The sequence below is a fragment of the Kitasatospora sp. NPDC086009 genome, assembly GCF_044540385.1.
GTDB lineage: Bacteria > Actinomycetota > Actinomycetes > Streptomycetales > Streptomycetaceae > Kitasatospora.
The window spans coordinates 569,506-595,339 of the sequence record NZ_JBITSA010000002.1 but is presented as its reverse complement, the minus strand read 5'-3'; the positions used below and the strand labels follow the sequence as shown (position 1 = coordinate 595,339).

32 protein-coding genes are annotated in these 25,834 nt (G+C 74.8%); 6 read left to right on the top strand and 26 right to left on the bottom strand.

Annotated elements, in window-relative coordinates; translation table 11 throughout:
• Positions 1-85: 85 nt before the first annotated feature.
• The 14 genes from ACIF6L_RS08340 to ACIF6L_RS08275 form a co-directional block, all read right to left on the bottom strand.
• On the bottom strand, positions 86-949 hold the full coding sequence (locus tag ACIF6L_RS08340; RefSeq protein ID WP_396486849.1) for a thioredoxin domain-containing protein: 864 nt from the start codon (positions 947-949) through the stop codon (positions 86-88).
• Positions 950-1,023: 74 nt separating this feature from the next.
• Positions 1,024-1,536, bottom strand: a complete 513-nt coding sequence (locus ACIF6L_RS08335) for a MauE/DoxX family redox-associated membrane protein (RefSeq protein ID WP_329487206.1) — start codon at positions 1,534-1,536, stop codon at positions 1,024-1,026.
• A 125-nt stretch (positions 1,537-1,661) separates the two neighbouring features.
• A complete protein-coding gene (locus tag ACIF6L_RS08330) occupies positions 1,662-1,919 on the bottom strand; it encodes a hypothetical protein (protein WP_352287207.1) in 258 nt (85 codons plus the stop codon).
• Between the two features lie 193 nt (positions 1,920-2,112).
• A complete protein-coding gene (gene trpA / locus ACIF6L_RS08325; RefSeq protein WP_329487208.1) occupies positions 2,113-2,922 on the bottom strand; it encodes a tryptophan synthase subunit alpha in 810 nt (269 codons plus the stop codon).
• A gap of 2 nt (positions 2,923-2,924) precedes the next feature.
• Positions 2,925-4,199 carry a tryptophan synthase subunit beta gene (trpB, locus tag ACIF6L_RS08320; RefSeq protein WP_359802465.1) on the bottom strand — a complete coding sequence of 425 codons (1,275 nt, stop codon included), beginning with the start codon at positions 4,197-4,199 and terminating at the stop codon, positions 2,925-2,927.
• Between the two features lie 44 nt (positions 4,200-4,243).
• The gene (gene trpM, locus ACIF6L_RS08315) at positions 4,244-4,396 is read right to left on the bottom strand and encodes a tryptophan biosynthesis modulator TrpM (protein ID WP_380382725.1); all 153 of its coding nucleotides are present in this window, start codon (positions 4,394-4,396) and stop codon (positions 4,244-4,246) included.
• 10 nt (positions 4,397-4,406) lie between these two features.
• On the bottom strand, positions 4,407-5,213 hold the full coding sequence (trpC, locus tag ACIF6L_RS08310) for an indole-3-glycerol phosphate synthase TrpC (protein WP_329487210.1): 807 nt from the start codon (positions 5,211-5,213) through the stop codon (positions 4,407-4,409).
• A gap of 200 nt (positions 5,214-5,413) precedes the next feature.
• The gene (locus ACIF6L_RS08305) at positions 5,414-5,854 is read right to left on the bottom strand and encodes a DUF2752 domain-containing protein (protein ID WP_352287203.1); all 441 of its coding nucleotides are present in this window, start codon (positions 5,852-5,854) and stop codon (positions 5,414-5,416) included.
• A 127-nt stretch (positions 5,855-5,981) separates the two neighbouring features.
• A complete protein-coding gene (locus tag ACIF6L_RS08300) occupies positions 5,982-6,236 on the bottom strand; it encodes an HGxxPAAW family protein (protein WP_352287201.1) in 255 nt (84 codons plus the stop codon).
• A 141-nt stretch (positions 6,237-6,377) separates the two neighbouring features.
• Complete coding sequence (locus ACIF6L_RS08295; RefSeq protein WP_329487213.1) at positions 6,378-6,989, bottom strand: TIGR02234 family membrane protein; 612 nt, start codon at positions 6,987-6,989, stop codon at positions 6,378-6,380.
• Positions 6,986-7,597, bottom strand: coding sequence for a Uma2 family endonuclease (locus tag ACIF6L_RS08290; RefSeq protein ID WP_396486850.1), 612 nt, complete (start codon positions 7,595-7,597; stop codon positions 6,986-6,988). Before ACIF6L_RS08290 ends, ACIF6L_RS08295 begins: the two co-directional genes overlap by 4 nt.
• 26 nt (positions 7,598-7,623) lie before the next feature.
• Positions 7,624-9,144 carry an anthranilate synthase component I gene (locus ACIF6L_RS08285; protein ID WP_329487215.1) on the bottom strand — a complete coding sequence of 507 codons (1,521 nt, stop codon included), beginning with the start codon at positions 9,142-9,144 and terminating at the stop codon, positions 7,624-7,626.
• Between the two features lie 37 nt (positions 9,145-9,181).
• Positions 9,182-9,553 carry a phosphoribosyl-AMP cyclohydrolase gene (gene hisI / locus ACIF6L_RS08280; RefSeq protein ID WP_329487216.1) on the bottom strand — a complete coding sequence of 124 codons (372 nt, stop codon included), beginning with the start codon at positions 9,551-9,553 and terminating at the stop codon, positions 9,182-9,184.
• Between the two features lie 97 nt (positions 9,554-9,650).
• Positions 9,651-10,124, bottom strand: a complete 474-nt coding sequence (locus ACIF6L_RS08275; protein ID WP_359834307.1) for a hypothetical protein — start codon at positions 10,122-10,124, stop codon at positions 9,651-9,653.
• 150 nt (positions 10,125-10,274) lie between these two features.
• Between ACIF6L_RS08275 and ACIF6L_RS08270 the strand changes: the two genes are divergently transcribed.
• The 3 genes from ACIF6L_RS08270 (at position 10,275) to ACIF6L_RS08260 (ending at position 12,465) form a co-directional block, all read left to right on the top strand.
• Positions 10,275-10,844, top strand: a complete 570-nt coding sequence (locus ACIF6L_RS08270; RefSeq protein ID WP_380382730.1) for a hypothetical protein — start codon at positions 10,275-10,277, stop codon at positions 10,842-10,844.
• Positions 10,845-10,880: 36 nt separating this feature from the next.
• A complete protein-coding gene (locus ACIF6L_RS08265; RefSeq protein WP_396486851.1) occupies positions 10,881-11,528 on the top strand; it encodes a TIGR03085 family metal-binding protein in 648 nt (215 codons plus the stop codon).
• Positions 11,529-11,679: 151 nt separating this feature from the next.
• Complete coding sequence (locus ACIF6L_RS08260; protein WP_396486852.1) at positions 11,680-12,465, top strand: VOC family protein; 786 nt, start codon at positions 11,680-11,682, stop codon at positions 12,463-12,465.
• A 51-nt stretch (positions 12,466-12,516) separates the two neighbouring features.
• Here ACIF6L_RS08260 and hisF read toward each other — a convergent pair whose 3' ends face one another.
• The 8 genes from hisF to hisD form a co-directional block, all read right to left on the bottom strand.
• On the bottom strand, positions 12,517-13,287 hold the full coding sequence (gene hisF, locus ACIF6L_RS08255; RefSeq protein WP_329487221.1) for an imidazole glycerol phosphate synthase subunit HisF: 771 nt from the start codon (positions 13,285-13,287) through the stop codon (positions 12,517-12,519).
• The gene (locus ACIF6L_RS08250) at positions 13,284-13,715 is read right to left on the bottom strand and encodes a Rid family hydrolase (protein WP_329487222.1); all 432 of its coding nucleotides are present in this window, start codon (positions 13,713-13,715) and stop codon (positions 13,284-13,286) included. The genes hisF and ACIF6L_RS08250 overlap by 4 nt, the downstream gene beginning before the upstream one ends.
• A complete protein-coding gene (gene priA / locus ACIF6L_RS08245) occupies positions 13,712-14,437 on the bottom strand; it encodes a bifunctional 1-(5-phosphoribosyl)-5-((5-phosphoribosylamino)methylideneamino)imidazole-4-carboxamide isomerase/phosphoribosylanthranilate isomerase PriA (protein ID WP_329487223.1) in 726 nt (241 codons plus the stop codon). Before priA ends, ACIF6L_RS08250 begins: the two co-directional genes overlap by 4 nt.
• Before the next feature lie 22 nt (positions 14,438-14,459).
• On the bottom strand, positions 14,460-15,095 hold the full coding sequence (hisH, locus tag ACIF6L_RS08240) for an imidazole glycerol phosphate synthase subunit HisH (RefSeq protein ID WP_329487224.1): 636 nt from the start codon (positions 15,093-15,095) through the stop codon (positions 14,460-14,462).
• 79 nt (positions 15,096-15,174) lie between these two features.
• On the bottom strand, positions 15,175-15,327 hold the full coding sequence (locus tag ACIF6L_RS08235) for a hypothetical protein (RefSeq protein ID WP_329487225.1): 153 nt from the start codon (positions 15,325-15,327) through the stop codon (positions 15,175-15,177).
• Entirely contained in the window at positions 15,324-15,917 is a 594-nt protein-coding gene (hisB, locus tag ACIF6L_RS08230; RefSeq protein WP_329487226.1) for an imidazoleglycerol-phosphate dehydratase HisB, read from the bottom strand. Before hisB ends, ACIF6L_RS08235 begins: the two co-directional genes overlap by 4 nt.
• 5 nt (positions 15,918-15,922) lie before the next feature.
• Positions 15,923-17,071 carry a histidinol-phosphate transaminase gene (locus ACIF6L_RS08225; RefSeq protein WP_396486853.1) on the bottom strand — a complete coding sequence of 383 codons (1,149 nt, stop codon included), beginning with the start codon at positions 17,069-17,071 and terminating at the stop codon, positions 15,923-15,925.
• Positions 17,068-18,402 carry a histidinol dehydrogenase gene (hisD, locus tag ACIF6L_RS08220; RefSeq protein WP_352287180.1) on the bottom strand — a complete coding sequence of 445 codons (1,335 nt, stop codon included), beginning with the start codon at positions 18,400-18,402 and terminating at the stop codon, positions 17,068-17,070. The genes ACIF6L_RS08225 and hisD overlap by 4 nt, the downstream gene beginning before the upstream one ends.
• A gap of 91 nt (positions 18,403-18,493) precedes the next feature.
• Here hisD and ACIF6L_RS08215 point away from each other — a divergent pair, with 91 nt between their 5' ends.
• From ACIF6L_RS08215 to ybaK, 3 genes are read left to right on the top strand one after another with little or no spacing between them, the layout of a single operon-like run.
• Positions 18,494-20,110, top strand: coding sequence for an oxidoreductase (locus ACIF6L_RS08215; RefSeq protein ID WP_329487229.1), 1,617 nt, complete (start codon positions 18,494-18,496; stop codon positions 20,108-20,110).
• A gap of 42 nt (positions 20,111-20,152) precedes the next feature.
• Complete coding sequence (locus ACIF6L_RS08210) at positions 20,153-20,881, top strand: LON peptidase substrate-binding domain-containing protein (protein ID WP_329487230.1); 729 nt, start codon at positions 20,153-20,155, stop codon at positions 20,879-20,881.
• A gap of 32 nt (positions 20,882-20,913) precedes the next feature.
• A complete protein-coding gene (gene ybaK / locus ACIF6L_RS08205; protein ID WP_396486854.1) occupies positions 20,914-21,408 on the top strand; it encodes a Cys-tRNA(Pro) deacylase in 495 nt (164 codons plus the stop codon).
• 54 nt (positions 21,409-21,462) lie between these two features.
• Here the strand turns inward: ybaK and ACIF6L_RS08200 are convergent, their stop codons facing one another.
• The 4 genes from ACIF6L_RS08200 to ACIF6L_RS08185 form a co-directional block, all read right to left on the bottom strand.
• Positions 21,463-22,296: a hypothetical protein gene (locus ACIF6L_RS08200; RefSeq protein WP_396486855.1), complete on the bottom strand. Its 834-nt coding sequence runs from the start codon at positions 22,294-22,296 to the stop codon at positions 21,463-21,465.
• A 163-nt stretch (positions 22,297-22,459) separates the two neighbouring features.
• Complete coding sequence (locus ACIF6L_RS08195) at positions 22,460-23,272, bottom strand: ABC transporter permease (RefSeq protein ID WP_396486856.1); 813 nt, start codon at positions 23,270-23,272, stop codon at positions 22,460-22,462.
• Positions 23,269-24,270 carry an ABC transporter ATP-binding protein gene (locus tag ACIF6L_RS08190; RefSeq protein WP_396486857.1) on the bottom strand — a complete coding sequence of 334 codons (1,002 nt, stop codon included), beginning with the start codon at positions 24,268-24,270 and terminating at the stop codon, positions 23,269-23,271. The genes ACIF6L_RS08195 and ACIF6L_RS08190 overlap by 4 nt, the downstream gene beginning before the upstream one ends.
• Before the next feature lie 149 nt (positions 24,271-24,419).
• Positions 24,420-25,625 (bottom strand): NYN domain-containing protein, encoded by a 1,206-nt coding sequence (locus ACIF6L_RS08185; RefSeq protein WP_329487235.1) that lies wholly within the window; start codon positions 25,623-25,625, stop codon positions 24,420-24,422.
• Between the last annotated feature and the right edge of the window lie 209 nt (positions 25,626-25,834).

Genomic DNA, 25,834 nt, shown 5'->3' with positions numbered 1-25,834 from the left:
GACGCCGGACGCCGGGCCGGACGCCGGACGCACCGCCGCCCGCTCCGGACGGGGAGGGGCGGCGGGCGACCGGCCGGGGCCGGCCTCAGCCGGCGTTCGGCGACGGGTTGTTGCTCTCCGGCGCGGTGCCGGTCGGCGCCGGGGACTGCCCGTGCGAACCCGGTGTGCCCAGCTTCTTGCCCTGGTTGGCGGCGTCCACCCACGCGACCAGGTTCTGCGGGGTGATCTCCTCGTTGCCGTTCTTCGGGTAGATCGGCTGGCCGTTGAGCAGCACCGTCGGCGTCGACTTGTAGCTGGACTTGTCGAAGTCCTGCTGCACCGCGGAGACCCAGCCGCCGTAGGTGTTGTCGTTGACGCAGGCCTCGAAGGCCGGCGTGGCCAGGCCGTCGACCTGCTTGGCGAGGTTGATCAGGGTGGCCTTGTCGCCGAAGGCGTCGTTGGTCTCGTCCGGCTGGTTGCGGTAGAGCACGTCGTGGTAGTCGCGGAAGTGCCCGGCCTGCTGGGCGCAGCCCAGCGCGTTGGCCCCGTACTTGGAGCCCTTGCCGGGCACCGCCCGGTCGATGAACGAGACGATGTGGTAGTTGGTGTAGATCTTGCCCGCGTCTTCCAACTGGTCGATGGTGGAGGCGAATTCACGCTCGAAGGTGCCGCAGGCGGGGCAGCGCGGGTCCTCGTAGACGGTGAGCACGGCCGGTGCGTCGGCGGCGCCCACCGGGACGACGAGGTTCTTGTCGCCGATGGTGCCGGCCGGCGCGGCGGTCGGGGTCTCCGGCTTGGAGCGCTCGTTCTGCACCACGACGCCGGTCACCACGGCGGCGGTGATCACCGCCAGCACCACACCGCCGATCACCAGCTTCTTCTTGCGCCGGCCGCGGGCCTCGTCGGCCGCCCGGTCCGCCAGCATCCGCTCGCGGGCGGTGCGCTTGCCTTCTCGGTTCTTCTCGCTCATCGCCTTGACATCCACTGTTCGCCTTGACATCCACTAGCGGGGAAAGGGGTGTGGGGATGGGTGCCCGCGGCCGCTCAGGCCGCCAGCCAGCCGTCCACCGAGAACTTGGTGCGGGGGCGCCAGATCAGCCAGCCGGCCAGGAGCAGGAACCCGGTGTCGCGCAGGATCTCCTGGAGGTACTCGGTCTGCGAGGCGTCCACCGCCCCGCCGCCGCCGAAGCAGCCGCAGTCGATCGAGATGCCGCGCGCCCAGGCCGAGGCGATCCCGGCGATGAAGGCGAGCAGCAGCAGCGCCGACACGCCCGCGACCAGCCGGACACCGAGCCCGATCACCAGCAGCAGCGCGAGCGCCAGCTCCAGGAAGGGCAGGGCGTAGCCGACCGGCTTGACCAGCGACTCGGGCAGGATCTCGTACGCGCGGACCGCCTGGGCCGCCTCCGCCGGATCGGCGATCTTGGCCAGTCCGGCCCAACCCCAGACCACGGCGAGGCCGAGCCGGGCGGCGGTGCCGATCCACTCCGTCCAGGCCGGCCACGGACGCCGGGCCGCCGGCTCGGTCTGGCTGAGGTGCGCTGCCGGGCCGGCCATCGGGAAACCCCCCTCGGGAAACACGTTCACTTCCTGAGGAACCGTAAGGGATGAAGGGTGGTTCCTCCATATTCAGGAATTAAGCCGGATGAGTGACGACTGATGGCGTTCTGTCCGAATGTGTTCTAGTGCCCGTTCGGGTCGCAGCCCGGCGGGCGCCCGGGGTCGTAGAGGTCCGGGCGGCTCTCGTGCGCCGAGCGCGTCGCCCGCGCCACCGCGTCCACCCGGGCCGCCTCGGCGCAGACGTACGCGTCCCGCTCGGCCCGCTCCGCCCCCCGCCTGGCCAGCGCGTGTCCCACCGCGGTGTCCGCCCCGACCGCCGCGGACAGGGCCAGCACGGCGGCCGCCGCCCGCAGCAGGACGGCTCGCTGCAGACCCGGCACCGGCGGACCCCTTCCGTTCGCTTCACGCCCCCGTACACGTGGTTCGTGCACTCGTCCCTCCACTCAACGCCGGTCAACCCCACCTGATGCGTCGGAGCCGCCTTGTTCACCCGTTCGGGTCCGGCCGGGCACGCCGACGGCCCGTCGCCCCCTCCGGTGGGGGCGACGGGCCGTCGGTGTCGGACGCGGGTGCCTACCGGCGGCGGACGCCCCGGGCCAGCTCGCCGGCCAGCTCGCGGACGGCGGCCAGCGCGGCCGGCTCGTCCCCGTCGGCGTCCAGGATCCGCTGGACGAAGGCCGAGCCGACGATCACGCCGTCCGCGAAGCCCGCCACCTCGGCGGCCTGGGCGGCGGTCGAGACGCCGAGGCCGACGCAGACCGGCAGGTCGGTGGTGGCCCTGGTCCGGGCGACCAGGTCCTCGGCGAGGTTGCCGACCTGCGCCCGGGTACCGGTCACCCCCATCACCGCGGCCGCGTAGACGAAGCCGGAGCCCGCCGCGGTGACCTCGGCGAGACGCTTGTCCCTGCTGCTGGGGGCGACCACGAAGACGGTGTCGAGGCCGTGCTCGCCCGCCGCCTTGCGCCACTCCTCGGACTCCTCGACCGGCAGGTCCGGCAGGATGCAGCCGGCCCCGCCGGCAGCGGCCAGGTCGGCGGCGAAGCGCGCCGTGCCGTAGCGGTCGACCGGGTTCCAGTAGGTCATGACCAGCACCGCCGCCGCGGGGTGGGCGGTGGCCACCTCCTGGACGGTGCGCAGCACGTCCTTGATCTTCACCCCGGCCCGCAGCGCGATGTCGTCGGCGGTCTGGATGGTCGGGCCGTCCAGGACCGGGTCGGAGTGCGGCAGGCCGATCTCGACGACGTCGCAGCCGCCCTCGATCAGCGCGTTGACGGCGCGCACGCCGCCGTCGACGGTCGGGAAGCCGGCCGGCAGGTAGCCGATCAGCGCGGCGCGGTTCTCCGCCTTGGCCCCGGCCAGGACGTCACTGAGCTTCGAAGCCATGGTCACTTACCCCCGTTGCCGGTGCCGTCGCCGGCGTTGCCGGCCGCCTTGCCGCCGGTCTCGTCGTACAGGCCGAAGTACTCGGCCGCGGTGTGCATGTCCTTGTCGCCGCGCCCGGAGAGCGAGACCAGGATGGTGGCCTCCGGTCCGAGCTCGCGGCCCAGCTCCAGGGCGCCGGCCAGCGCGTGGGCGCTCTCGATGGCCGGGATGATGCCCTCGGTGCGGGACAGCAGCCGCAGGGCCTGCATGGCGGCGTCGTCGGTGACCGGGCGGTACTCGGCCCGGCCGGTGTCCTTCAGCCAGGCGTGCTCCGGGCCGACGCCCGGGTAGTCCAGACCGGCCGAGATGGAGTGCGACTCGATGGTCTGGCCGTCCTCGTCCTGCAGGACGTAGGTGCGCGAGCCGTGCAGCACCCCGGGGTCGCCCTTGGTGAGGGTGGCGGCGTGCTTCGGGGTCTCGGCGCCCTCGCCGGCCGCCTCGCAGCCGATCAGGCGCACCGCGGCGTCCGGGATGAACTCGTGGAAGATGCCCATCGCGTTGGAGCCGCCGCCGACGCAGGCGACCACGGCGTCCGGCAGCCGTCCGGTCCGCTCCAGCACCTGCTCGCGGGCCTCGACGCCGATGACCCGGTGGAAGTCGCGGACCATCATCGGGAACGGGTGCGGGCCGGCCACCGTGCCGAACAGGTAGTGGGTGGAGTCCACGTTGGCGACCCAGTCGCGGAACGCCTCGTTGATGGCGTCCTTGAGGGTGCGGCTGCCGGAGGTCACGGACACCACCTCGGCGCCGAGCATCCGCATCCGCGCCACGTTCAGCGCCTGGCGCTGAGTGTCGACCTCGCCCATGTAGATGGTGCAGTCGAAGCCGAACAGCGCGCAGGCGGTGGCGGTGGCCACGCCGTGCTGGCCGGCGCCGGTCTCGGCGATGATCCGGGTCTTGCCCATCCGCCGGGTCAGCAGGGCCTGGCCCAGCACGTTGTTGATCTTGTGCGAGCCGGTGTGGTTGAGGTCCTCGCGCTTGAGCAGGACGCGCGCGCCGCCCGCCTCGGCGGAGAAGCGGTGCACATCGGTCAGCGGGGAGGGGCGGCCGGTGTAGTCCTTCAGCAGCCCGTCCAGCTCGGCCGCGAAGGCCGGGTCGGCCTTGGCCTTCTCGTACTCATCGGCGACCTGTTCGACGGCGGCGACCAGCGCCTCCGGGATGAAGCGGCCCCCGTAGGCGCCGAAGTAACCGCGGGCGTCCGGCACCTCGGCGCCGGGCAGGTAGTCCTTCTCGGACATGGTGGAGTCCTTCTCGCAGATGACGGCAGTGACGTCGGAACGGCCTAGCGGCCGTGCGTCCTGCGCCATCGGCGGCCCTGCACCTGCCCGGGCTCGCAGCCGATCACGTAGCGCACCCGCCTGCCCAGCACCCGGCGTGCGGGCGCGCGGCAGCCGCGCGGGCGGCAACCGGGAGCGAGACGGGAGGCGAGTTTCATGGCGGCGGGATCAGTCCTTGTGCCGCAGGGCGGGGTGCGCACCGGCGGCGACCAGGTCGGCCACCGCGGCGCGCGGGTCCCGGCCGGTCACCAGGGTCTCGCCGACCAGCACCGCGTCGGCGCCCAGGTTGGCGTAGGAGATGACGTCCAGCGGGCCGCGCACACCGGACTCGGCGATCTTGACCACGTGGGACGGGATCGCGTGCACGATGTTGCCGAAGGTGTTGCGGTCCACCTCAAGGGTCTTGAGGTTGCGGGCGTTCACGCCGATGATCTTCGCACCGGCGTCCACCGCGCGAGCGATCTCCTCCTCGTCGTGCACCTCGACCAGCGGGGTGAGGCCGATCGACTCGGCACGCTCGATCAGCGACACCAGGGCCGGCTGGTCGAGCGCGGCGACGATCAGCAGCGCGAGGTCGGCGCCGTGCGCGCGGGCCTCCCAGAGCTGGTAGGCGGTGACGATGAAGTCCTTGCGCAGCAGCGGGGTGTCCACCGCGGCGCGGACGGCGTCCAGGTCCGCCAGCGAGCCGCCGAAGCGGCGCTGCTCGGTCAGCACGCTGATCGCCGCGGCACCGCCCGCCGCGTAGTCGGTCGCCAGGGCGGCCGGATCGGCGATGGCGGCCAGCGCTCCCTTGGACGGGCTGGAGCGCTTGACCTCGCAGATCACCCGCACCCCGTCGCCCTTGAGGGCGGCGACGCCGTCCTTGGCGTCCGGGGCCTTGGCGGCGAGCTCCTTGAGCTGGTCCAGTGAGACCTCGGCCTGCCGCTCGGCGAGGTCCTCGCGGACCCCTTCGATGATCGTGTCGAGCACACTCACGCGAGCGCCCCCATCAGTTCTGCTAGTTCTGCTAGCGAGGAGCCGGACGGCCAATGGGCCCGCCGGCCCTTCGATGGTATCGGCACCGGGGAGCGCGAGGCGCATCCACCCGGCGCGCGTCTCGCGGAACGGACGCCCCCCGACATGCCTCCCGACACGCCTCCCAACTGCGGCTTCACACCGTCCACACCGCGCCGGGTTCAGATCAGCGGCGGCGCCAGCCCCACGCCCACCGACAGGTTGCGCACCACGGTGAACACCAGGACCAGCAGCGCGACCAGCGCCCAGCGGCGGGCGCCCAGCGCGACCCGGGGCGCCGGTCCCCCGGTCAGCGCAGCCCACACCCAGCGCACCCAGAGCAGCGCCAGCACCGCGAAGAGCAGCACCGCGGCCGCGTTGTCGTGCAGCGCGCCGCTGAGGTCGCCGTGGGCGAGGGCGTGGACGCAGCGCAGGCCGCCGCAGCCCGGGCACCACCAGCCGGTGGCCGCCAGGAACGGGCAGGTCGGGTAGTGGCCGGGGGCGTTCGGGTCGACCACCGCGAGGTACACGGTGGGGACGGCCGCCGCGGCCAGGGCGGCCAGCGGCGGACCGAGCCGGCGCAGGACGGACGGCCGGGCGGAGACGAGGGGGGCGGCGTTCACGCCCACGATTGTGCCGGTACGACGCGGCCGCCGGGGGCACGAAACGGCCTCCGGCGGCGAAACGTTCCGGCCGGGACGACGAAACGGCGGGCGTGGCGCCCGCCGTTCGGTACCGCGCGGGGCTTCGTCAGGCGGCGGCGACGACGGCGGCGGCCGCGGCGCGGTCCTCCACGGTCTCGACGTGCGGGCTGGGCTGCTTGCCCATGCCGGCCATCGACATGGCCTTGCCGATCACGCCGCCCAGCACGACGACCGCCAGGCCGCCCCAGACGACCGGCACCGACGGGAGGATCATCGCCACGCCCGCGATCGCGAAGCCGACGAAGGAGATGGTCACGCCGGTCCAGGCGGCGGGGTTGTGGCCGTGTGCTGCTGCCGACATCTGCGGTGCTCCTTGGTTCTCCGGGGCCCGGCCGGGCCCCGGCGGGCCCCTGGCGGGTTGACGTGTTCCATTGTGCCGGGCCACACACCGTCGGCCCAAAGGGGGTGCTCGTCTATCGGGTCACATCGGGGGCGGGGCGGGTCAGCCCGCGGTCGGGTCCTCGCCGCGGTCGAGCGCCTTCCAGAGGTCCGCCGGCGTCTCGGCCGCCTTCGCCGGCGCCGTCCGGGTGGGGGCGTCGTAGCGGCTGCCCATGGCCGGCCAGCTCCGCCCGTACCGGACGACCAGCAGCCCGGCCAGGGCCAGCAGCAGCCCGCCGACCAGGGCCACCCAGGGCCAGCCGGTGTGGCCGACCTCGGTGGCGGTGGTGCCGGAGAGCGCCAGCTTGCGGGCCGCCTCGCCGTCCAGCGCGGCGCTGTCGCCCGCCCCCGCGGCCGCGGTCGCCGCCGCGCCGAGGCCGGCCAGCAGGGTGAGCAGGCCGACGGCGATCCGGCCGGCGCCGCGCACCGCGAACACCGCCAGCGCCGCCGCCATCGCCACCAGGGCCAGCCCGCCGGGCAGTTCGGAGATCCGGCTGCCGGTGACGGACACCTCCAGGGTGCCGGCCACGCCGTCGGCCCAGACCCGGCCGACGGCGGTCAGCACCAGCACCGCGCCCAGCACGGTCAGCAGCAGCATCAGGCCGAGCGTGCGGCGCCCGGACCTGGCGGGGGCGGCGGATACGGCTTCGGCACGCGACTGGGTAGGAACGCTCACCCGTCCACTATCCCCCGGCCGCCGCCCGGCTCCGCACCCGGGGTCGGCGGCTCGACCGGAAAGTCGTCGGTCCGCAGCACCAGGGTCCGCCCCGCCAGCGGCAGGAACAGGTCGTTGCCGAACGGCACCCGCTCCGCCTCCCGGTACGTCCCGGCCGGCTGCGGCGCGCTGTACACCGTGCAGACCGCCTCCGCCGGGTCCACCAGCACGTACAGCGGGATCCCGCACTCCGCGAAGAAGCGGTGCTTGCGCACGAAGTCCTCGTCCTGCTGACCGCGCGGGACGGCCTCCAGCACCGCCTCCAGGTCGCGCCAGCCGTACCGGCCCCCGGCCCCGGGGCGCGCGCCCGGGGCGACCAGGGCCACGTCCGGCGCGTAGCCGTACCGCGCGGACGGGAAGTCCACGACGGCCTGGGCCAGCACCGTGCCGCGCCCGGCCGACTGCTCCCCGGCCTGCGCGGCGACGGCCCGCGCGATCGCCGCCGAGGCGGCCGTGCGCGGCGTCATGGTGACCTTCCCGGCGGTGATCTCCACCCGGTGGCCGGGCGGCAGCCGGGTGCCCGCCAGGACGTCCCAGGCCGATCCGGTGGGCTGCCGGTCGTCCGACATCGTGGCCTCCTCGCTGCTGGGCGTCGCTAGAGCGTCGGCGTGCGCAGGGTGTTGGCGGTCGCCACGGCGCGCAGGACGGCGGCGGCCTTGTTGCGGCACTCGGTGTCCTCGCCGTGCGGGTCCGAGTCGGCGACCACGCCCGCGCCCGCCTGGACGTAGGCGGTGCCGTCGCGCAGGACGGCGGTGCGGATCGCGATCGCGGTGTCGGAGTCCCCGGCGAAGTCCAGGTAGCCGACGCAGCCGCCGTACAGGCCCCGACGGGTGGGCTCCAGCTCCTCGATGATGCGCATCGCGCGCGGCTTCGGCGCGCCGGAGAGCGTCCCGGCCGGGAAGCAGGCGGTCAGCACGTCGAACGCGGTCCGGCCGGGCGCCACCCGCCCGGTGACCGTCGAGACGATGTGCATGACGTGGCTGTACCGCTCGATCTGCATGAAGTCGACCACCTCGACGCTGCCCGGCTCGCAGACCCGCCCGAGGTCGTTGCGGCCGAGGTCGACCAGCATCAGGTGCTCGGCCCGCTCCTTGGGGTCGGCGAGCAGCTCGGCGGCCAGCTCGGCGTCCTCGTGCGGGGTGGCGCCGCGGTGCCGGGTACCGGCGATCGGGTGCAGCATCGCCTCGCCCTCGGTGACCTTGACCAGCGCCTCGGGGCTGGAGCCGACCACGTCGAAGCCGCCCTCGGCGGCGCCGTCCGGACCGGGGAAGCGGAACAGGTACATGTAGGGGCTGGGGTTGGTGGTGCGCAGCACCCGGTAGACGTCCAGCGCGGAGGCCGGGCAGGGCGCCTCGAACCGCTGCGAGGGCACCACCTGGAAGGCCTCGCCGGCCCGGATCCGCTCCTTGATCTCCTCCACGGCCGCCCGGTACGGCGCGCCGCCGAACGGCGAGCGGACCTCCCCGGGGCCGGCCGGGGTGAAGGTGGCGAGGCCGGGGTCGACCGGCTTCAGCAGGTCGGCCTCCATCGCGTCGAGGCGGGCCACCGCGTCCGCGTAGGCCTCGTCGACGCCGCTGGCCAGGTCGTTGTGGTTGACCGCGTTGGCGATCAGCAGCACCGTGCCGTCGGCGTGGTCGAGCACGGCGAGGTCGGTGGCGAGCAGCATGGTCAGCTCGGGGAGCCGCAGGTCGTCCGGGTTGAGGTCGGGCAGCTTCTCCAGCCGGCGGACGACGTCGTAGCCGAGGTAGCCGACCAGGCCGCCGGTCAGCGGGGGCAGGCCGTCGTCGGTACGGCGCGGGGTGTGCAGCGCCTCCAGCGCGGCGCGCAGCACCTGGAGCGGGTCGCCGGTGGTGGGGATGCCGACCGGCGGGGCGCCGAGCCAGCGGGCGTTGCCGTCGGCGCCGGCGGTCAGCGTGGCGGCGCTGCGCACGCCCACGAAGGAGTAGCGGGACCAGCTGCGGCCCTGCTCCGCGGACTCCAGCAGGAAGGTGCCGGGGCGCTCGCCGGCGAGGCTGCGGTAGAGGCCGATCGGGGTGAGGCCGTCCGCGAGGAGCCTGCGGGTGACCGGGATGACCCGGGTGTCGACGGCGAGCTTGCGGAAGGCTTCGAGGTCCATGGCGGGCGGCACCTTCTGGTCGTGGTGGGCTGGGGGATCAGGCGAGCGGGAGCACGTCGGCGTCGAAGCAGGTGCGGTCGCCGGTGTGGCAGGCCGCGCCGCTCTGGTCGACCTTGACGAGCAGGGTGTCGCCGTCGCAGTCCAGCGCCACCGAGACGACCCGCTGGACGTGGCCCGAGGTGTCGCCCTTGACCCAGTACTCCCGGCGGCTGCGGCTCCAGTAGGTGCAGCGGCCGGTGGTGAGGGTACGGTGCAGCGCCTCGTCGTCCATCCACCCCAGCATCAGCACCTCGCCGGTGTCGTACTGCTGCGCGACGGCCGGGAGCAGGCCGTCGTCGGTGCGCTTGAGCCGGGCGGCGATCTCGGGGGCCAGGGCGGTGGAGCCGGGGGCGGCGGGTGTGGTGGACATGGGGCCATTGTGTCAGCCCGGCCCCGGCCGCCGGGCCGCCGTCCGGATCGCGGCCCGGCCCGCGCGGCGGCGGGTCCGGCCCGCCCCCGGCCGCGGCTCAGGCGGGCCGCTCGCAGCCCTGCGGCCAGATCCGGTGGACGAACAGCCCGGCCCGCCGGGCCAGTTCGGCGACGTGGGCGGGCTCGCTGCCGGGCTCGCCGTCCCAGACCGCGATCACCTCGTCGACCATGCCGACCAGGGCGCGGGCGGTGTCGTCGCCGAGGCCGCCGTGCTCGACGGCGGCGAGCCGGTGGACGGCGCCGGCCTCGTTCATCAGCCGCAGCCGGGTGCCCCGGTGCCGGTCCTCGGCGCGGCCCACCGGCGCCGCCCCGGCGGGGACGATCACCTCCAGCTTGCCGCCGTGGTCCAGCACGGACCGGGCGAACCAGCTCTCCGGGCCCTCGCCGGCGCAGGTGACGCCGACCAGGTCGTAGGAGCCGAAGGTGGTGACGAGGGTCCAGAGGTCCCCGCGGACCAGCATCTCGGTGATGCCACCCGACAGGCCGTGGTGACCGGTGATTCCGACGCGCATCCGCAACTCCTGGGATCGTGTCGTGCCGGGGCGAGCCTAACCGACCCCCGTCCGCGGCCGGGCTCCGCTCGGCCGCACCGGACCGGTCTGCTCGTACGAGTTGTGCCAACCGCCTGTCACCAAGCCCCGGAGTGGGCCATTCTCGTGGCCATGACCTCCGAGCAGCCCCCCGCAGCCGCCTCCCGTCCGTCGCGGGGCCTGGTCCTCGCCGTCTCGGCGGTGCTGGCCGTCCTGCTCGCGGTGGTGGCCACCGTGCTGCTCTGGCCCGAGAAGAAGCCGGTCGCGCCGGCGCCGCCGCCCGCTCCCAGCACGGCCACCCCGACGCCCACGCCCACCCCGACCCCCACCCCGACACCGACCAGGACGGTGCCGTACACCTTCCTCCCGGTGGGCTCCTGCTTCGACCACCCGCAGCTGAACAAGACGGTCACCAAGCCGGAGGCCCGCCCCTGCGAGGGCGAGCACGACGGCGAGGCGATCGCCGACCTGCTGCTGCCGGACGGGCTGACCGGCGACAGCCAGATCGGCAAGGCGATGCGGGAGGGCTGCCAGCCGGCGCAGGCCGCCGCCGAGGCCCGCCAGGGCGGCGGCGGCCCCTACTACGGGTACCCGTTCGGTCCGTCCATGACCTACTACCAGCAGGGCTGGCGGGACTTCACCTGCACCCTGACGGCGAGCAACCGCCCGGGCGGCGTCCGGCTCTCCGGACACCTGCGCTGACGGCCGGGCCCGGGGCCGGGCCCCTAGGCTGTCCGCATGTCGAACCACGCCCTCGCCGAGCGCCACCGGCTGGCCGGACTCCTCGCCGCCGCCGGACCGGACGCCCCCACCCTCTGCGCCGGGTGGACCACCCGCGACCTCGCCGCCCACCTGGTCCTGCGCGAGCACCGGCCGGACGCCGCGGCCGGCATCCGGATCGGCCCGCTGGCCGGCTGGACCGAGCGGGTGCGCACCGGCTACGCCGAGCGCCCGTACGAGGAGTTGCTGCGGACGTTCCGCGCCGGCCCGCCACTGCTCTCCCCCTTCGCGCTGCCCGGCGCCGACGAGGCGGCGAACACCGTGGAGTACTTCGTGCACGCCGAGGACGTCGTGCGGGCGGGCGACCCGTGGCAGGCGCGGCCGGTGCCGCCCGGGCGGGCCGAGGCGCTCTGGCGCCGCCTGCCGCTGCTCGCCCGGCTGGAGGGCCGCCGCTCCCCCGCCCGGCTGGAGCTGTGCCACCCGGACGGTCGGAGCCTGACGGCCGGCCCCGCGGGGGCGCCGACGGTGCGGATCACCGGCGAGCCGGGCGAGCTGGTGCTGTTCGTCCACGGCCGGGGCGCCCGCACCGAGCTGTCGGTGGACGGCCCGCCGGACGCGCTCGCCGCGCTGCACCACCTGTTCCCGCTGCCGGCGGCCCGGGGGTAGGGCCCGGGCGGGCGGCCGCGGGGACGTGCCCGCGGCCGCCCCGGCTGCGGATGTCAGTGGCGGGGTGCAGACTCGCAACGGGCCGGGAAGAGGCGCGGCCGCGCCTCCGGAACGCCGCCCGGCCGTCTTTCCGTCGAAGGAGCACCACCTCATGCTCACCACCGACTTTCCCACCGGCTCGCCCTGCTGGATCGACCTCGGCAGTCCGGACCCGGCCGCGGCCGCCGCCTTCTACGGCGCGGTGTTCGGCTGGACGTTCCAGGACCTCGGCCCGGAGACGGGCGGCTACGGCTTCCTGCAGGCCGACGGCAAGACCGTGGGCGCGATCGGGCCGCTCACCGAGGAGGGTGCGAAGTCCGCCTGGACGACGTACTTCAAGACCGCGGACGCGGACGCCACCGCCAGGGCCGTCGAGCAGGCCGGCGGCACCGTCCGGGCCGCGCCGTTCGACGTCATGGACGCCGGGCGGATGGCCCAGCTGACCGACCCGCAGGGCGCGCAGTTCGCGATCTGGCAGGCCGGCACCACCAAGGGCCTGGACGCGGTGTCCGCGGACAACGCGCTGGTCTGGTCCGAGCTGCACACCACCGACACGGAGGCCGGATTCGGCTTCTACGAGAAGGTCTTCGGCTGGCGCAACGAGAAGTTCCCGGCCCCGGGGATGACGTACCTGGTGCTCTCCCCCGCCGAGGGCGACCTGCGGGCCACCAGCTTCGGCGGCGTCGCCCCGGTGAGGGACGAGGGGCAGCCGCCGTCCTGGACGCCGTACTTCGCCACCGACACGGTGGACGAGCTGGTGGGCCGCGCCCAGTCGGCCGGCGGCACGGTGCTGATGCCCGCCGCGGACGTCCCGGAGGTCGGCCGGATCGCCTGGCTGGCGGACCCGTTCGGCGCGCCGTTCGCCCTGATCAAGGGCGACCCGCGGCAGGACGCCTGAGCGGAGCCGCCCGGGCCGGCCGCGCACGCGGGCGGCCCGGGCGGCGCGGCCTCAGCGGACGGGGTGCCCGGCCGCCCGCAGCGCGTCCTTGACCTCGCCGATCCGCAGGTCGCCGAAGTGGAAGACGCTGGCGGCCAGGACGGCGTCCGCGCCGGCCTCCACCGCCGGGGCGAAGTCGGCGAGCTTGCCGGCGCCGCCGGAGGCGATCACCGGGACGGCCACGGTCTTGCGGACGGCCCGGACCAGCTCCAGGTCGTAGCCGTCCTTGGTGCCGTCCGCGTCCATCGAGTTGAGCAGGATCTCGCCCGCGCCCAGCTCGGCCGCGCGGCCCGCCCACTCGACGGCGTCCAGGCCGGTGCCGCGCCGCCCGCCGTGCGTGGTGACCTCGAAGCCCGAGGCGGTCTCGGTGCCCTCGGGGCAGCGCCGGGCGTCCACCGACAGCACCAGCACCTGCCGGCCGAAGCGCTGGGCGATCTCCCGGACCAGCTCCGGGCGGGCGATGGCCGCGGTGTTGACGCCCACCTTGTCCGCCCCGGCCCGCAGCAGCCTGTCGACGTCGTCGACGGCCCGGATGCCGCCGCCGACGGTGAGCGGGATGAAGACCTGCTCGGCGGTGCGGCGGACCACGTCGTAGGTGGTCTCGCGGTCGCCGGAGGAGGCGGTGATGTCGAGGAAGGTCAGCTCGTCGGCACCCTCGGCGTCGTAGAGCTTGGCCATCTCGACGGGGTCACCGGCGTCGCGCAGGTTCTGGAAGTTGACGCCCTTCACCACCCGGCCGGCGTCGACGTCCAGGCAGGGGATGACACGTACGGCGAGGGTCACGGCTGTTTGCCTTCCAGAGTGCGTGCGAGCCCGGCGCGGTAGGCGTCGAGTTCGACCTCGACCATCATCCGGGAGTCGATCAGGCCGTCGACCACCACCATGGTGGCCGCCGGGCGGGCGGCGTCGAAGAGCGCGCGGTGGGCGCGGCCCACCTCGTCGGCGTCGCGGGAGTGGGTGATGTACATCCGGGTACGGACCACGTCGTCCGTCGTCAGGCCGTACGCGGCCAGGGCCTTGAGGCCCACGCCGAACGCGGCGAGGGTCTGCAGGTACGGGTCGCCCTCGTGCTCGATCTTCCCGTCCACCCAGGCGGTGGAGCCGGCCACGTGCACGTGGTCTCCCGCGGCGACCGCCCGCGAGTAGCCGAACTCGTCCTCCTTGGGGGAGAACCCGGCCACCCGACCGCGTACGACCTGACGTTCCGTCATCCTGAAACCGCCTCCAGGGCCTCTTCGAGGGTGAACTTCTGCTCGTAGAGTGCCTTGCCCACGATGGCTCCCTCGACACCCTCGCCGACGAGAGTGGCGATGGCGCGCAGGTCGTCCAGCGAGGAGACGCCGCCGGAGGCGACCACCGGCTTGTCGGTGGCGGCGCAGACGTCGCGCAGCAGCCGCAGGTTGGGGCCGGTCAGGGTGCCGTCCCGGTTGACGTCGGTGACCACGTAGCGGGCGCAGCCCTCGGCGTCCAGGCGGGCCAGCACGTCGAAGAGCTGGCCGCCGTCGCGGGTCCAGCCGCGGCCGCGCAGGGTGGTGCCGACCACGTCCAGGCCGACGGCGATCTTGTCGCCGTGCTCGGCGATGACCTTGGCGACCCACTCGGGGCTCTCCAGGGCGGCGGTGCCCAGGTTGACCCGGGTGCAGCCGGTGGCGAGGGCCGCGGCCAGCGACTCGTCGTCGCGGATGCCGCCGGACAGCTCGACCTTGATGTCCAGCGCGGCGGTCACCTCACGGAGCAGGTCGCGGTTGCTGCCGGTGCCGAACGCGGCGTCCAGGTCGACCAGGTGGAGCCACTCGGCACCGGCGTTCTGCCAGGCGAGGGCGGCGGCGAGCGGCTCGCCGAAGGAGGTCTCGGTGCCGGAGGCTCCCTTGACCAGGCGGACGGCCTGGCCGTCCCGGACGTCGACGGCGGGGAGCAGTTCGAGGCGGCTCATGATGGTGGCAACTCTCAGATCGTCAGAGGGTGTTGACCCAGTTGGTCAGGAGGGCGGCGCCGGCGTCGCCGGACTTCTCGGGGTGGAACTGGGTGGCCCAGAGCGGGCCGTTCTCGACGGCCGCGACGAACGGCTGCCCGTGCGTGGCCCAGGTCACCAGCGGGGCGTGCAGCCGCGCGCTGTGGACCTCCAGCTCCCAGCGGCGCACCGCGTAGGAGTGCACGAAGTAGAAGCGGGTGTCGGCGTCCAGGCCGGCGAAGAGCCGGCTGCCCTCGGGGGCGTCGACGGTGTTCCAGCCCATGTGCGGGACGACCGGCGCGTCCAGCGGCTCGACGGTGCCCGGCCACTCGTCGCAGCCGGGCGTCTCCACGCCGTGCTCGACCCCCTTCTCGAAGAGGATCTGCATGCCGACGCAGATGCCCAGCACCGGGCGGCCGCCGGCGAGGCGGCGGCCGATGATCTGCTCGCCGCGGACGGCCTTCAGCCCGCGCATGCAGGCCTCGAAGGCCCCGACGCCGGGGACGAGCAGGCCGTCCGCGTCCATCGCGGCCTGGAAGTCCGACGTGACGGTGACGGTCGCGCCGGTGCGCTCGACGGCGCGCTGGGCCGAGCGGAGGTTGCCCGACCCGTAGTCGAGTACGACGACGTTCTTGCCCATGTTCAGGTGTCCAAGTCTCTCGGCTGTTCCGAAGCGGCTCTGTGCGGCGCCGTCCCGCGGGGCGGCGCCGGGGGCGGGTCTACAGCCGCATGAGGCCGGAGGCCAGGCAGAGCACCGAGCCTATGGCGAGCACGGCGATGACGCCCTTCGGGATCTTCTGCTTCCAGAACGAGATGACGCCGCCGGCCAGGAACAGGCCGACGAAGAGGAGGACGATCGCGGACTTGCTCACAGCGCACCCTTGGTCGAGGGGAGGATGCCGACCGCGCGCGGGTCGCGCTCGGAGGCGTAGCGCAGGGCCCGGGCCAGCGCCTTGAACTGGCACTCCACGATGTGGTGCGCGTTTCGCCCGTACGGCACGTGGACGTGCAGGGCGACCTGCGCCTGGGCCACGAAGGACTCCAGGATGTGCCGGGTCATGGTGGTGTCGTAGCTGCCGATCATCGGCGCCATCGACTCCGGCTCGGTGTGCACCAGGTAGGGGCGGCCGGAGAGGTCCACCGTGACCTGGGCGAGCGACTCGTCCAGCGGCACCGTGCAGTTGCCGAACCGGTAGATGCCGACCTTGTCGCCGAGCGCCTGCTTGAAGGCGGCGCCCAGCGCGAGGGCGGTGTCCTCGATGGTGTGGTGGGTGTCGATGTGCAGGTCGCCGTCGGTCTTCACGGTGAGGTCGAAGAGGCCGTGGCGGCCGAGCTGGTCGAGCATGTGGTCGTAGAACCCGACGCCCGTGGAGATCTCGGTCCGGCCGGTGCCGTCGAGATCGATCTCGACCAGGACCGAGGTCTCCTTGGTGGTGCGTTCAACGCGTCCGATGCGGGACATGCGGGTTACAGCTCCTGACTGGCCGCGCGCGCGGAGCGCGCCGCTGCGGGGGTGGGGGCGGGCGACGGGAGGGCGGAGCGGACGGCGTCCAGGAAGGCGTCGTTCTCGGCCGGGGTGCCGGCGGTGACGCGCAGCCACCCGGGCACGCCGTTGTCCCGGACCAGGACGCCCCGGTCGAGGATCGCCTGCCAGACGGCGTGGGTGTCCGCGAAGCGGCCGAACTGGACGAAGTTGGCGTCCGACTCGGTCACCTCCAGGCCCAGCCCGCGCAGCGCGTCGACCAGCCGGTCCCGCTCGGCCTTGAGCCGGCCCACGTACCCGAGCAGGGTGTCGGTGTACTCCAGGCAGGCCAGCGCGGTGGCCTGGGTGACGGCCGACAGGTGGTACGGCAGCCGGACCAGCTGCACCGCGTCCACCACGGCCGCGTCGGCGGCCAGGTAGCCCAGCCGCAGGCCCGCCGCGCCGAAGGCCTTGGACATGGTGCGGCTGACCACCAGGTTGGGGCGGCCCTCCAGCAGCGGCAGCAGCGAGGCGCGGTGCGAGAACTCGACGTACGCCTCGTCCACGACCACCAGGCTGGGCCGGGCGGCCTGCGCGGCGTCGTAGAGCCGCAGCACCACGTCGGCGGCGACGGCGGTGCCGGTCGGGTTGTTCGGCGAGCAGACGAAGACGACGTTCGGCCGGTGCTCGGCGATCGCCGCGACGGCGGCGTCCACGTCGATGGTGAAGTCCGCGTTGCGCGGCCCGGAGAGCCAGCCGGTGCCGGTGCCCCGGGAGATCAGCGCGTGCATCGAGTAGGAGGGCTCGAAGCCCAGCGCCGTGCGGCCGGGGCCGCCGAAGGTCTGGAGCAGCTGCTGCAGGATCTCGTTGGAGCCGTTGGCGGCCCAGACCTGCTCGCGGGTACGCGCGAAACCGGTCGTCGTGGTCAGGTAGGCGGCCAGGCCCTCGCGCAGCTCGACCGCGTCCCGGTCGGGGTAGCGGTTGAGGCCGCGGGCGGCCTCGGCCACCCGCTCGGCGATCCGGGCCACCAGCTCCGCGGGCAGCGGGTACGGGTTCTCGTTGGTGTTCAGCTGGACGGGGACGTCCAACTGCGGTGCGCCGTACGGGGACTGTCCGCGCAGTTCGTCGCGGATGGGGAGGTCGTCGATCTTCACGAGCGGGGAACCGTCCAGTCGCTGTGCCAGTTCTGTTCGTCTCCCACGAAACGTGCCTTGACGGCGTCGCCGTGACCGGGGAGGTCCTCGGCGTCCGCGAGGTTGACGACGTGCGCGGCGATGCCGGCCAGCGCCTCCCGGTCGTACTCGACGACCTGGACGCCGCGCAGGAAGGTCTGCACGGAGAGTCCGGAGGAGTGGCAGGCGCAGCCGCCGGTCGGCAGCACGTGGTTGGAGCCGGCCGCGTAGTCGCCCAGCGAGACCGGGGTGTAGCGGCCGATGAAGATCGCGCCGGCGTTGCGGACCCGGTCGGCGACCGCGTGGGCGTCCCGGGTCTGGATCTCCAGGTGCTCGGCGGCGTAGGCGTTCACCACCGCCAGGCCCTGCGTCAGGTCGTCGACCAGGATGACGCCGGACTGCCGGCCGCCCAGCGCCTCGGCCACCCGCGCGCTGTGCTTCGTCCGGGCGACCTGCGTCTTCAGCTCGGCCTCGACCGCCTCGGCCAGCTCGGGCGAGTCGGTGACCAGCACCGAGCCGGAGGTCGGGCCGTGCTCGGCCTGGCTGATCAGGTCGGCCGCGACCTCCGCCGGGTCGGCGCTGTCGTCGGCGAGGACGGCGATCTCGGTCGGACCGGCCTCGGAGTCGATGCCGATCCGGCCCGCGAAGTACCGCTTGGCCGCCGCCACGTAGATGTTGCCCGGACCGGTGACCATGTTGACCGGCTCGCACTCCTCGGTGCCGAGCGCGAACATGGCGACCGCCTGGGCGCCGCCGACCGCGTACACCTCGGTGACGCCGAGCAGCGCGCAGGCCGCCAGGATCGTCGGGTGCACCCGGCCGCCGAAGGCCTTCTGCGGCGGCGAGGTCACCGCGATGCCGGTCACCCCGGCCTCCTGCGCGGGCACCACGTTCATCACGACGGAGGACGGGTAGACGGCGAGGCCCCCCGGCACGTACAGGCCGACCCGGTCCACCGGCACCCAGCGCTGGGTGACCGTGCCACCCGGCACGACCTGGGTGGTGTGCCCGGTGCGGCGCTGGTCGGCGTGGACGAGGCGGGCGCGGCGGATCGACTCCTCCAGCGCGGCGCGGACCTTCGGGTCCAGCGTCTCCAGGGCCTCGGCGAGCTGCTCGGCGGGCACCCGGGTGGACTCCAGCCGCACGCCGTCGAAACGCTCGGTGATGTCGATCAGCGCCGCGACCCCGCGATGATGCACGTCCTCGGCGATCGGGCGCACCGTCTCCAGGGCGGCCGCGACGTCGAAGTCGGCACGGGGCAGCAGGTCGCGCGGGTCGTCGAGGGATCCGCGCAGGTCGATTCGAGAGATCACGCCACCCAGTGTAAGGAGTGGCCGGAACCGGCGGCCCCGCATTTCAGTCCGTGATACGAAAGGCGAGACGACCGGGGGAGACGGGGGAACGATGGCGGAGCGTGCGCCGGACGGCTGGACGCGGACCGAGCAGGGGCTCTGGGAGGCGTTCCGCCAGGGCGAGGTGTACGACCTGCGGGCCCGCGGCGCCGAACCGGCGAACGGCGCCGGCGGCCGGACCGGCACCCCGCTGGACGACCCCTTCGGCGACGCGCCCTGGGGCCCCGGGCGCACCGTCCGCGCCGAGGTCCTGGCCCACCTGCTGCTGGACGGCCCGCCGGCCGCCCCCGGCCGGGTCGCCTCGCTCAAGCTGACCGGCGCCCGGGTCACCGGCCCGCTGGTGCTGGCCGGCGGCACCATCGGCCACTACGTCGAGGTACACGACTGCCGCTTCGAGCGGAAGGTCCTGGTGTCCGAGGCCGACGCCGGCACCCTGCGCTTCGTCAGCTGCGCGATCCCCCGGTTGGAGGCCTCCCGCCTGACCACCTCCGGCGACCTGCACCTGGCCCGCTGCCGAATTCCGGGCGGCGTCCGGCTCACCGACTCCCGGATCGGCACCGACCTGCTGCTCAACCAGGCCGTCCTCGGCGGCGACCGGTTCGGCCGGGCGCTGTCCGCCGACGGCCTGGCCGTCAGCCAGGACTTCGAGGCGGACCGGCTGGAGTCGCGCGGCGAGGTCAGCCTGCGCTCCGCCCGGATCGGCGGCCGGCTCTCGCTGCGCGGCGCCCAGCTGTACGCCGTCCCGGAGAACCCGAACGCCCTCAACGCCGTCCGGCTCACCGTCGGCCACACCCTGTACCTCAGCGGCTCGGCGGACGGCGGCTGGTCCTCCTCCGGCTCGTACTACGGCTCCGGCTACGGCCAGGTCGTCACGGCCGGCGTGGCCGGCACGCCGTTCCGCGCGCACGGCGCCGTCCGGCTCTCGGACAGCCGCTTCGACAACGCCTGCCTGATCTCCGACGCCGAGTTCCACCTGGGCACGGACGACGAGCTGGCGCTGCGCCGGATCCAGACCCCCGAGCTGCGCTTCACCTGCCGCACCCCGCCCACCGGCAAGGTCTCGCTCTCGCGCGCCCGGGTGGGCAACCTGGTCGACGCCCCGGACTCCTGGCCGCACGGCAGGCACCTCGGCCTCACCGGCTTCACCTACGAGTGCCTGCGCCCGGCCGCGCCCTTCACCGTCCCGCAGCGGATCGCCTGGCTGGAGGGCTCCTCGGTGGAGTTCCAGCCCGAGTCCTACGAGCAGCTGGCTGCCGCCCTGCGCCGCGACGGCGCCGACGACGACGCCCGCGAGGTGCTGTACGCCAAGCAGCGCCGCCGCCGGCAGACCCTGCCGCTGCCGGCCCGGCTCTGGGGCCGGGTCCAGGACGTCACCGTCGGCTACGGCTTCCGCCCCGGCCGGGCCGCGCTATGGCTGCTGCTCGCCTGGGCGCTCGGCAGCGGCTACTTCGCCGCCCACCGGCTCCAGCCGCTCAAGGCCGACGAGAGCCCGCACTGGAACCCGGTGCTGTACGCGCTCGGCCAGCTGCTGCCGGTCGTCGACCTCGGTCAGCAGGGCTGGAACCCCGGCGGGTTCAGCCAGTGGGTGGCCTCCGGGCTGGTGATCGTCGGCTGGATCCTCGCCACCACGGTCGCCGCGGGCGCGACCCGGATGCTCCAGCGCGGATAACCCGGGCGCGAGGCGGCCGTCCGGGGAACTACGCTGTCGGCCGTGACAGAACGGCTGCCGCTCTTCCCGCTGAACACCGTGCTCTACCCGGGCCTGGTGATGCCCCTGAACATCTTCGAGGAGCGTTACCGCCGTCTGGTCGCCGACCTGCTCGCCCTCCCCGAGGACCAGCCGCGGCGGTTCGGCGTGCTCGCCATCAAGGACGGCCGCGAGGTCGCGCCGGTCCGGCCCGAGGAGGGCCCGGCCGGTCCGCTGGACGGCCTGGGCACCGTCACCGGGGACCCTCTGGAGGCGCTGTACCACGTCGGCTGCGTGGCCGACGTCGCCTCGGCCCAGGAGCAGCCGGACGGCCGGTACGAGCTGCTGGTCACCGGGACCACCCGGTTCCGGCTGCGCTCGGTAGACACCGGCGGCGCGTACCTGAACGGCGAGATCGAGACGCTCGAGGAGCTGCCCGGCGAGGGCGCCGGGGCACTGGCCTCCGGCGTCGAGCGGGCGTTCCGGGCGTACCAGAAGCGGCTGGCCGGCGCCCGCGAGGCCAGCACGGTCGGCCGCCAGGAGCTGCCGGACGACCCGCAGGTGCTCTCCTACCTGGTGGCCGCGGCCTCGGTGTTCGGGACGCCGGTCAAGCAGGAGCTGCTGGCCTGCCCCGACACCGCCCGGCGGCTGACCTCCGAGCTGGAGCTGCTGCGCCGCGAGACGGCGGTGCTCAGCTGGCTGCCGTCGCTGCCCGCGGTCGATCTGACCCGGCAGTCGTTCAGTCCCAACTGACCACGCCCACTCACGCGTTCGAAGAGGTCCCGATGACCAGGAAGCCGAAGAAGGCCGGCGGGGGAACGCCCGCCACCGTTGCCCTGGAGAACGCCGCGGTGGCGTTCACCGTGCACTCCTACCCGCACGATCCGGCCGCCGCCTCCTACGGCGGCGAGGCCGCCGAGGTGCTCGGCGTGCCGCCCGAGCGGGTCTTCAAGACCCTGGTCGCCGATGTCGACGGGGTGCTCACGGTGGGCGTCGTCCCGGTCGCGGGCCGGCTGGACCTCAAGGCGCTCGCCACCGCCGTCGGCGGCAAGCGGGCCGCGATGGCGGACCCGGCGGCCGCCGAGCGCAGCAGCGGCTACGTCCTCGGCGGGATCTCCCCGCTCGGTCAGCGCCGCCCGCTGCGCACCGTGGTGGACGACAGCGCGCTCGCCCACGCCACGGTGTACGTCTCGGCCGGCCGGCGCGGGCTGGAGGTCGAGCTGGCCCCGGCCGACCTGGTCGGCGTCACCGGCGCGCTGACCGCCCCGATCGGCCGCTGACCGCCGGGGCGCACCGGGCGGGTCCGGCGAAGGCCGCCCCCGCCCGGTGCGCCGTCACGGCGTGCGGCCCTGCGGCGGCTGGTCCTGCGACGGCTGGTCCTGCGGCGTGCGGTCGCCCGGGTGCTCCCCCGCCGGGCCCGGGTGGAACGACCCGCCGGGCAGCGGACCGGCCGCGCCGGGCGGCCCGGCCACCGGCCGCTGCGGGTCGTACGGGCCCGCCCAGTACGGCGGCGGGTCCTCCTCGCGCTTGCCGAAGGCGGCCGAGAGCGCCAGCAGCACCACCATCGCGGCCATCGGCCAGGCCAGCAGCGCGCCGTAGGCCCCGAGGTCGATGTCCGCGTCGAAGTGGCCGCCGTTGCCGACCCGCCGCGCCTCGGCGACGAGGTCGCTCGCCGGGCCGAGCCGCCGGCCCAGGCCCCAGGCGCCCACCGAGGCCAGCAGGCCGCCCACCGCGAGGCCGGTCGCCACCGCGATCCCGCCGCCGCGCCGCCGGGTGAACAGGAAGGCGCCGAGCGCGGTCACGATGCCCATGCCCAGCCCGATCAGCACGAAGACGCTGTCCGCCCCGGCCCGCTGCTCGCCCTCCGGGTCGCCGTAGAGGATCTTGTTGCCGTCGACCACCAGCGGCACCTTCGGCGCCAGCCAGGCCCAGAGCACCGCCATCAGCAGACCCAGCGCCAGACAGGCCAGCACCGTGACCGCACCGACCTTCAGCTCGGGCAGCAGCCGCTCCAGCGGCGCCCGCCGGTCCGCGGCCCGCAGGACGGCCTGGTCCACGGGCGGCGGCGCGTACGGGTCCCGGCCGGCGGCCGGACCAGGGGCGGTGGCGTCCGCGTCGGTGCCCGCGGCGGCACGCAGGGGGTCCGGAGGTGTGTTCGGTACGGTCACGGGCCCCATCGTTTCACGACCGCCGCCCGAACGGACCCGCCACCCGTACCGGCCCGCGCCCGGAGCCCGCCCGGCCTGGCGCGGCGGGACCGTCGCACGGGCCCGGGGCTTGCCCGGCACCTCCCGCCGCCCGCCGGTGCGACGCGAATTGATCGGAGAAGCCCTAGCGGGTGGTGGCCCGCCGGTACGCCCAGGTGGCCACCGCGAGCGACGCCACGCCGACCCCGGCGCAGACCGCCAGGTCGCCCGTCACCGCCGCCCAGTCCGGGTCGGCCGCGAAGGTCCGGGCGAACGCCTCCACGCCGTATGTGGAGGGCAGCAGCTCGCGCAGCCAGAGCACCGGCTGCGGCAGGTTGTCCACCGGGAGCACGCCCAGCAGCAACGCCGCCGACATGCCGAGCTGCCCCAGCATGGTGGCGATCTCCTGCTTGGGCGCCAGCAGCCCGCAGGCCGCGCCCAGCCCGGAGAGCGCCGCCCCGGCCAGCGGCACCACCGCGAGCAGCACCCAGAGCTGCCCCATCGGCAGCCCGAACATCCAGGCCCCGGCGACGGCCGTCACCAGGGTGCCCGGCAGCGTGAAGGAGGCGTACGCGGCGGCCGCGCCGAGGACCACCGAGGCCGCCGGGACGGGCAGCGTCGCGTAGTGGTCGAGGCCGCCGGTGGCCCGCAGCCGGCCGAAGTACTGGGCCAGCAGGTTGAGCGCGACGAAGGCCACCACCAGCACGCTGGAGCCGGCCACCACCGATCGCGCGGCCGAGGTCTGCCCCGGGTCGACGACGCCCCGCATCATCACCAGGATGCCGAGCGACTGGAAGGTCGCCACGAACAGCAGCGGAATGCGGGCCACCTTGGCCCGGGCCAGCTGCGCCCGGTAGACGGCGGCCAGCGCGGGCAGCAGCCGGGCGGCGGGGGCCAGCGGGGCGGGCCCGCCGGCCAGGGCCCCGGCGGTCTGCGGCGGCACCGAGAGCAGCGTCACTTGGCCAGTCCTCCATGGCGGCCGCCCAGCTTGAGGTAGGCGTCCTCAAGGCTCGGGGTGGCCAGGGTGAAGTCGTCCAGCGCGGCGAAGGCCGGGCCGGTGGTGACGGCGGCGACCAGTTCGCGGGCCCGCTCGGGGCTGGTGCGCACGGTCCAGCGCCGGCCGGTGCGCTCGGCCCGCTCGGCGAGCGCGGCGACGGCGGCCACCGCCATCGGTGCCTCGTCCCGCCAGACCAGGTCCAGCCGGACGTCACCGTCCACCAGTGCCTTGAGTCCGCCGGGGGTGTCGCAGGCGATCACCCGGCCCTCGTCCACGACCGCGACGCGGTCCAGCACGGTCTCGGCCTCGATGACGTTGTGGGTGACCAGCAGCACGGTGGTCCGCCGTTCGGCGCGCCGGCGGTCGACGGCGCTCCAGACCGCGCGGCGGGCGACCGGGTCCATGCCGGTGGTCGGCTCGTCCAGCACCAGCAGCGGCCGCTCCCCCACCAGCGCGGCGGCGAAGCAGGCGAGGCGGCGCTGGCCGCCGGAGAGCTTGGCGAGCGGCCGGTGGGCGAGCGGTTCCAGGGCGAGTTCGGTCAGCACGTCGGCGGCCTCGGCCCGGGCCCGGGCCCGGCTGAGGCCGCGCAGCCGGCCGGTGGTCTCGGCGGCGAGCGCGACGGTCAGCTCGTCCAGCGCGCTGGACTCCTGGCCGAGGTAGCCCAGCAGGCGGGCGGCCCGCTCGGGGTGGCGGACGACGTCGTGGCCGAGCAGCTCGATGGAGCCCGAGTCGGGCCGCAGCAGGCCGGTGAGCTGGCGGACCAGCGTGGACTTGCCGGCTCCGTTCGGCCCCAGCAGCCCGAAGATCTCGCCCTGCCGGACGGTCAGGCTGATGCCGTCGTTGGCCCGGATCCCACCGGCGGCCCCGGTGCCGCGTCCGGCGCGGTAGGTCTTGACCAGGTCGCGTACGGCGCAGCACGGCGAGGCCTCCCCGGGTGCCCGCCCGGCCGTCTCGCTCATCCGCCCGCCTCGCTCCACCGAGCGGTCGCACCACGGATCGCGTCCCTGTCGACGCTCCGCTCCTTGCCCTCGCTCACGAGCGAAGACTCTACGCGGTGGACGCGGTCGGCCGGACAAGGGGGCCCGGCCGCCCGGGGCCGCGGGGCGGGTCAGTCGTCGACGACGAGGTCCCCGCCCGGCACCCGGCCGGCGAGCTCCTTCCAGAATCCCGCCCGGATGGCGTACCGGTCGTGCTCGTCGATCTGGTCGTCCTTGTGCGCGAGCAGCCCGAACCGAGCCGCGTAGCGAAGCAGCTCGCCGTCGACCCGGTGCGGGATGCGCGGGTAGTCGGGCCAGAGCACGGTGAGCCGTTCGACGTCGCCGAGCCGCTCCGTCCAGCGGCGGGCGAACACCTGGCCGACCTCGTGGGCGTCCCCGCCGATGGTGGTGATGTCCTCCTCGCGGTCGGCCCAGCGCTGCTCGGCGGTGGTCAGCTGGGCCAGCGTGGGCAGGCCGTCCCCGGCGGTGACGGCCTGTTCGGCGGCGGGCCGCTCGACCCAGCCCCGGTCCGACGACCAGCGCAGCACCGGGCCGGTGGGGTGCGCCGCCGTCGCCGGCAGCTGGGGGGTGCGCCCGGCGAGGTCCTTGGGCGTCGGCACGACCTTCAGCGCGGTGGCCGTCCCGGTGGCGCGCCCGTTCGCCACCGGCACCTGCTCGGCCGCGGGGACGGCGGCGGGCCGGGCGGCGGACGCGACGGCGGCGGGCGGGGCGGCCAGGATCTTGGCGATCTCGTGGCGCGGCCCGGGGGCGGGAAAGGCGGTGGCGGTGTCGCGCAGGGTGAACGAGCCCTCGATCCACTCCCGGTCGAGCACCCGCCGCTCGTCCGCCTCGCCGACCAGGTCCTCGGACTGGTTGAAGTCGCCGTCGGCGGCCTGCAGCGCCCAGAGGTGCACGACCACGCCGTGCTCCTTGGCGGACATCATGCCGGGCAGCAGGTCCCCGTCGCCGGTGATCAGCACGACGTCCGCGCAGGCCCGGTTGCGGGCGAGTTCGGAGAGCTCGGCGTGCATCGCGGCGTCCACGCCCTTCTGCACCCAGCGGCCCTCCGCCCTGGTCAGGGCGCCCAGCCGGACGGTGACCCGCGGCAGGACCCGGAGCCGGCGGTGCTCGGGCATCGGGCGGCGGTCGGGGGCGGCGTCGAACCAGTAGATCCGCAGCAGCGGCAGCCCGGTCTCGGCCTCGGCGCGCTCGCGCAGCGCGGTGATGAGCGCGGTGTGGTCGACACTGACCCGGGAACGGCTCGGGTCGCCGGCGAGCAGGCTGGCGGCGGCGCCCAGCAGGTAACCGGCGTCCACCAGGACGACACAGCGGTCCATCGCGCACCTCTTTTCGCTCGCCCTCGGGGATCCGGCGGCGCCGGTGTGCGGCGCTGCCGGGTGGGCGCGGTCGGCCCGGCGCTCGGGCCCGTGGGGTGAGGGTGCCCGTGGCCGCCCGATCGTTGGGTCACCTTTACCCCTGGTTCGCCCGCCGAATCTCGGCGGATGTCGCGGTCCGGCAACATCCGGCGGCGGTGCGGCCGGGGCGC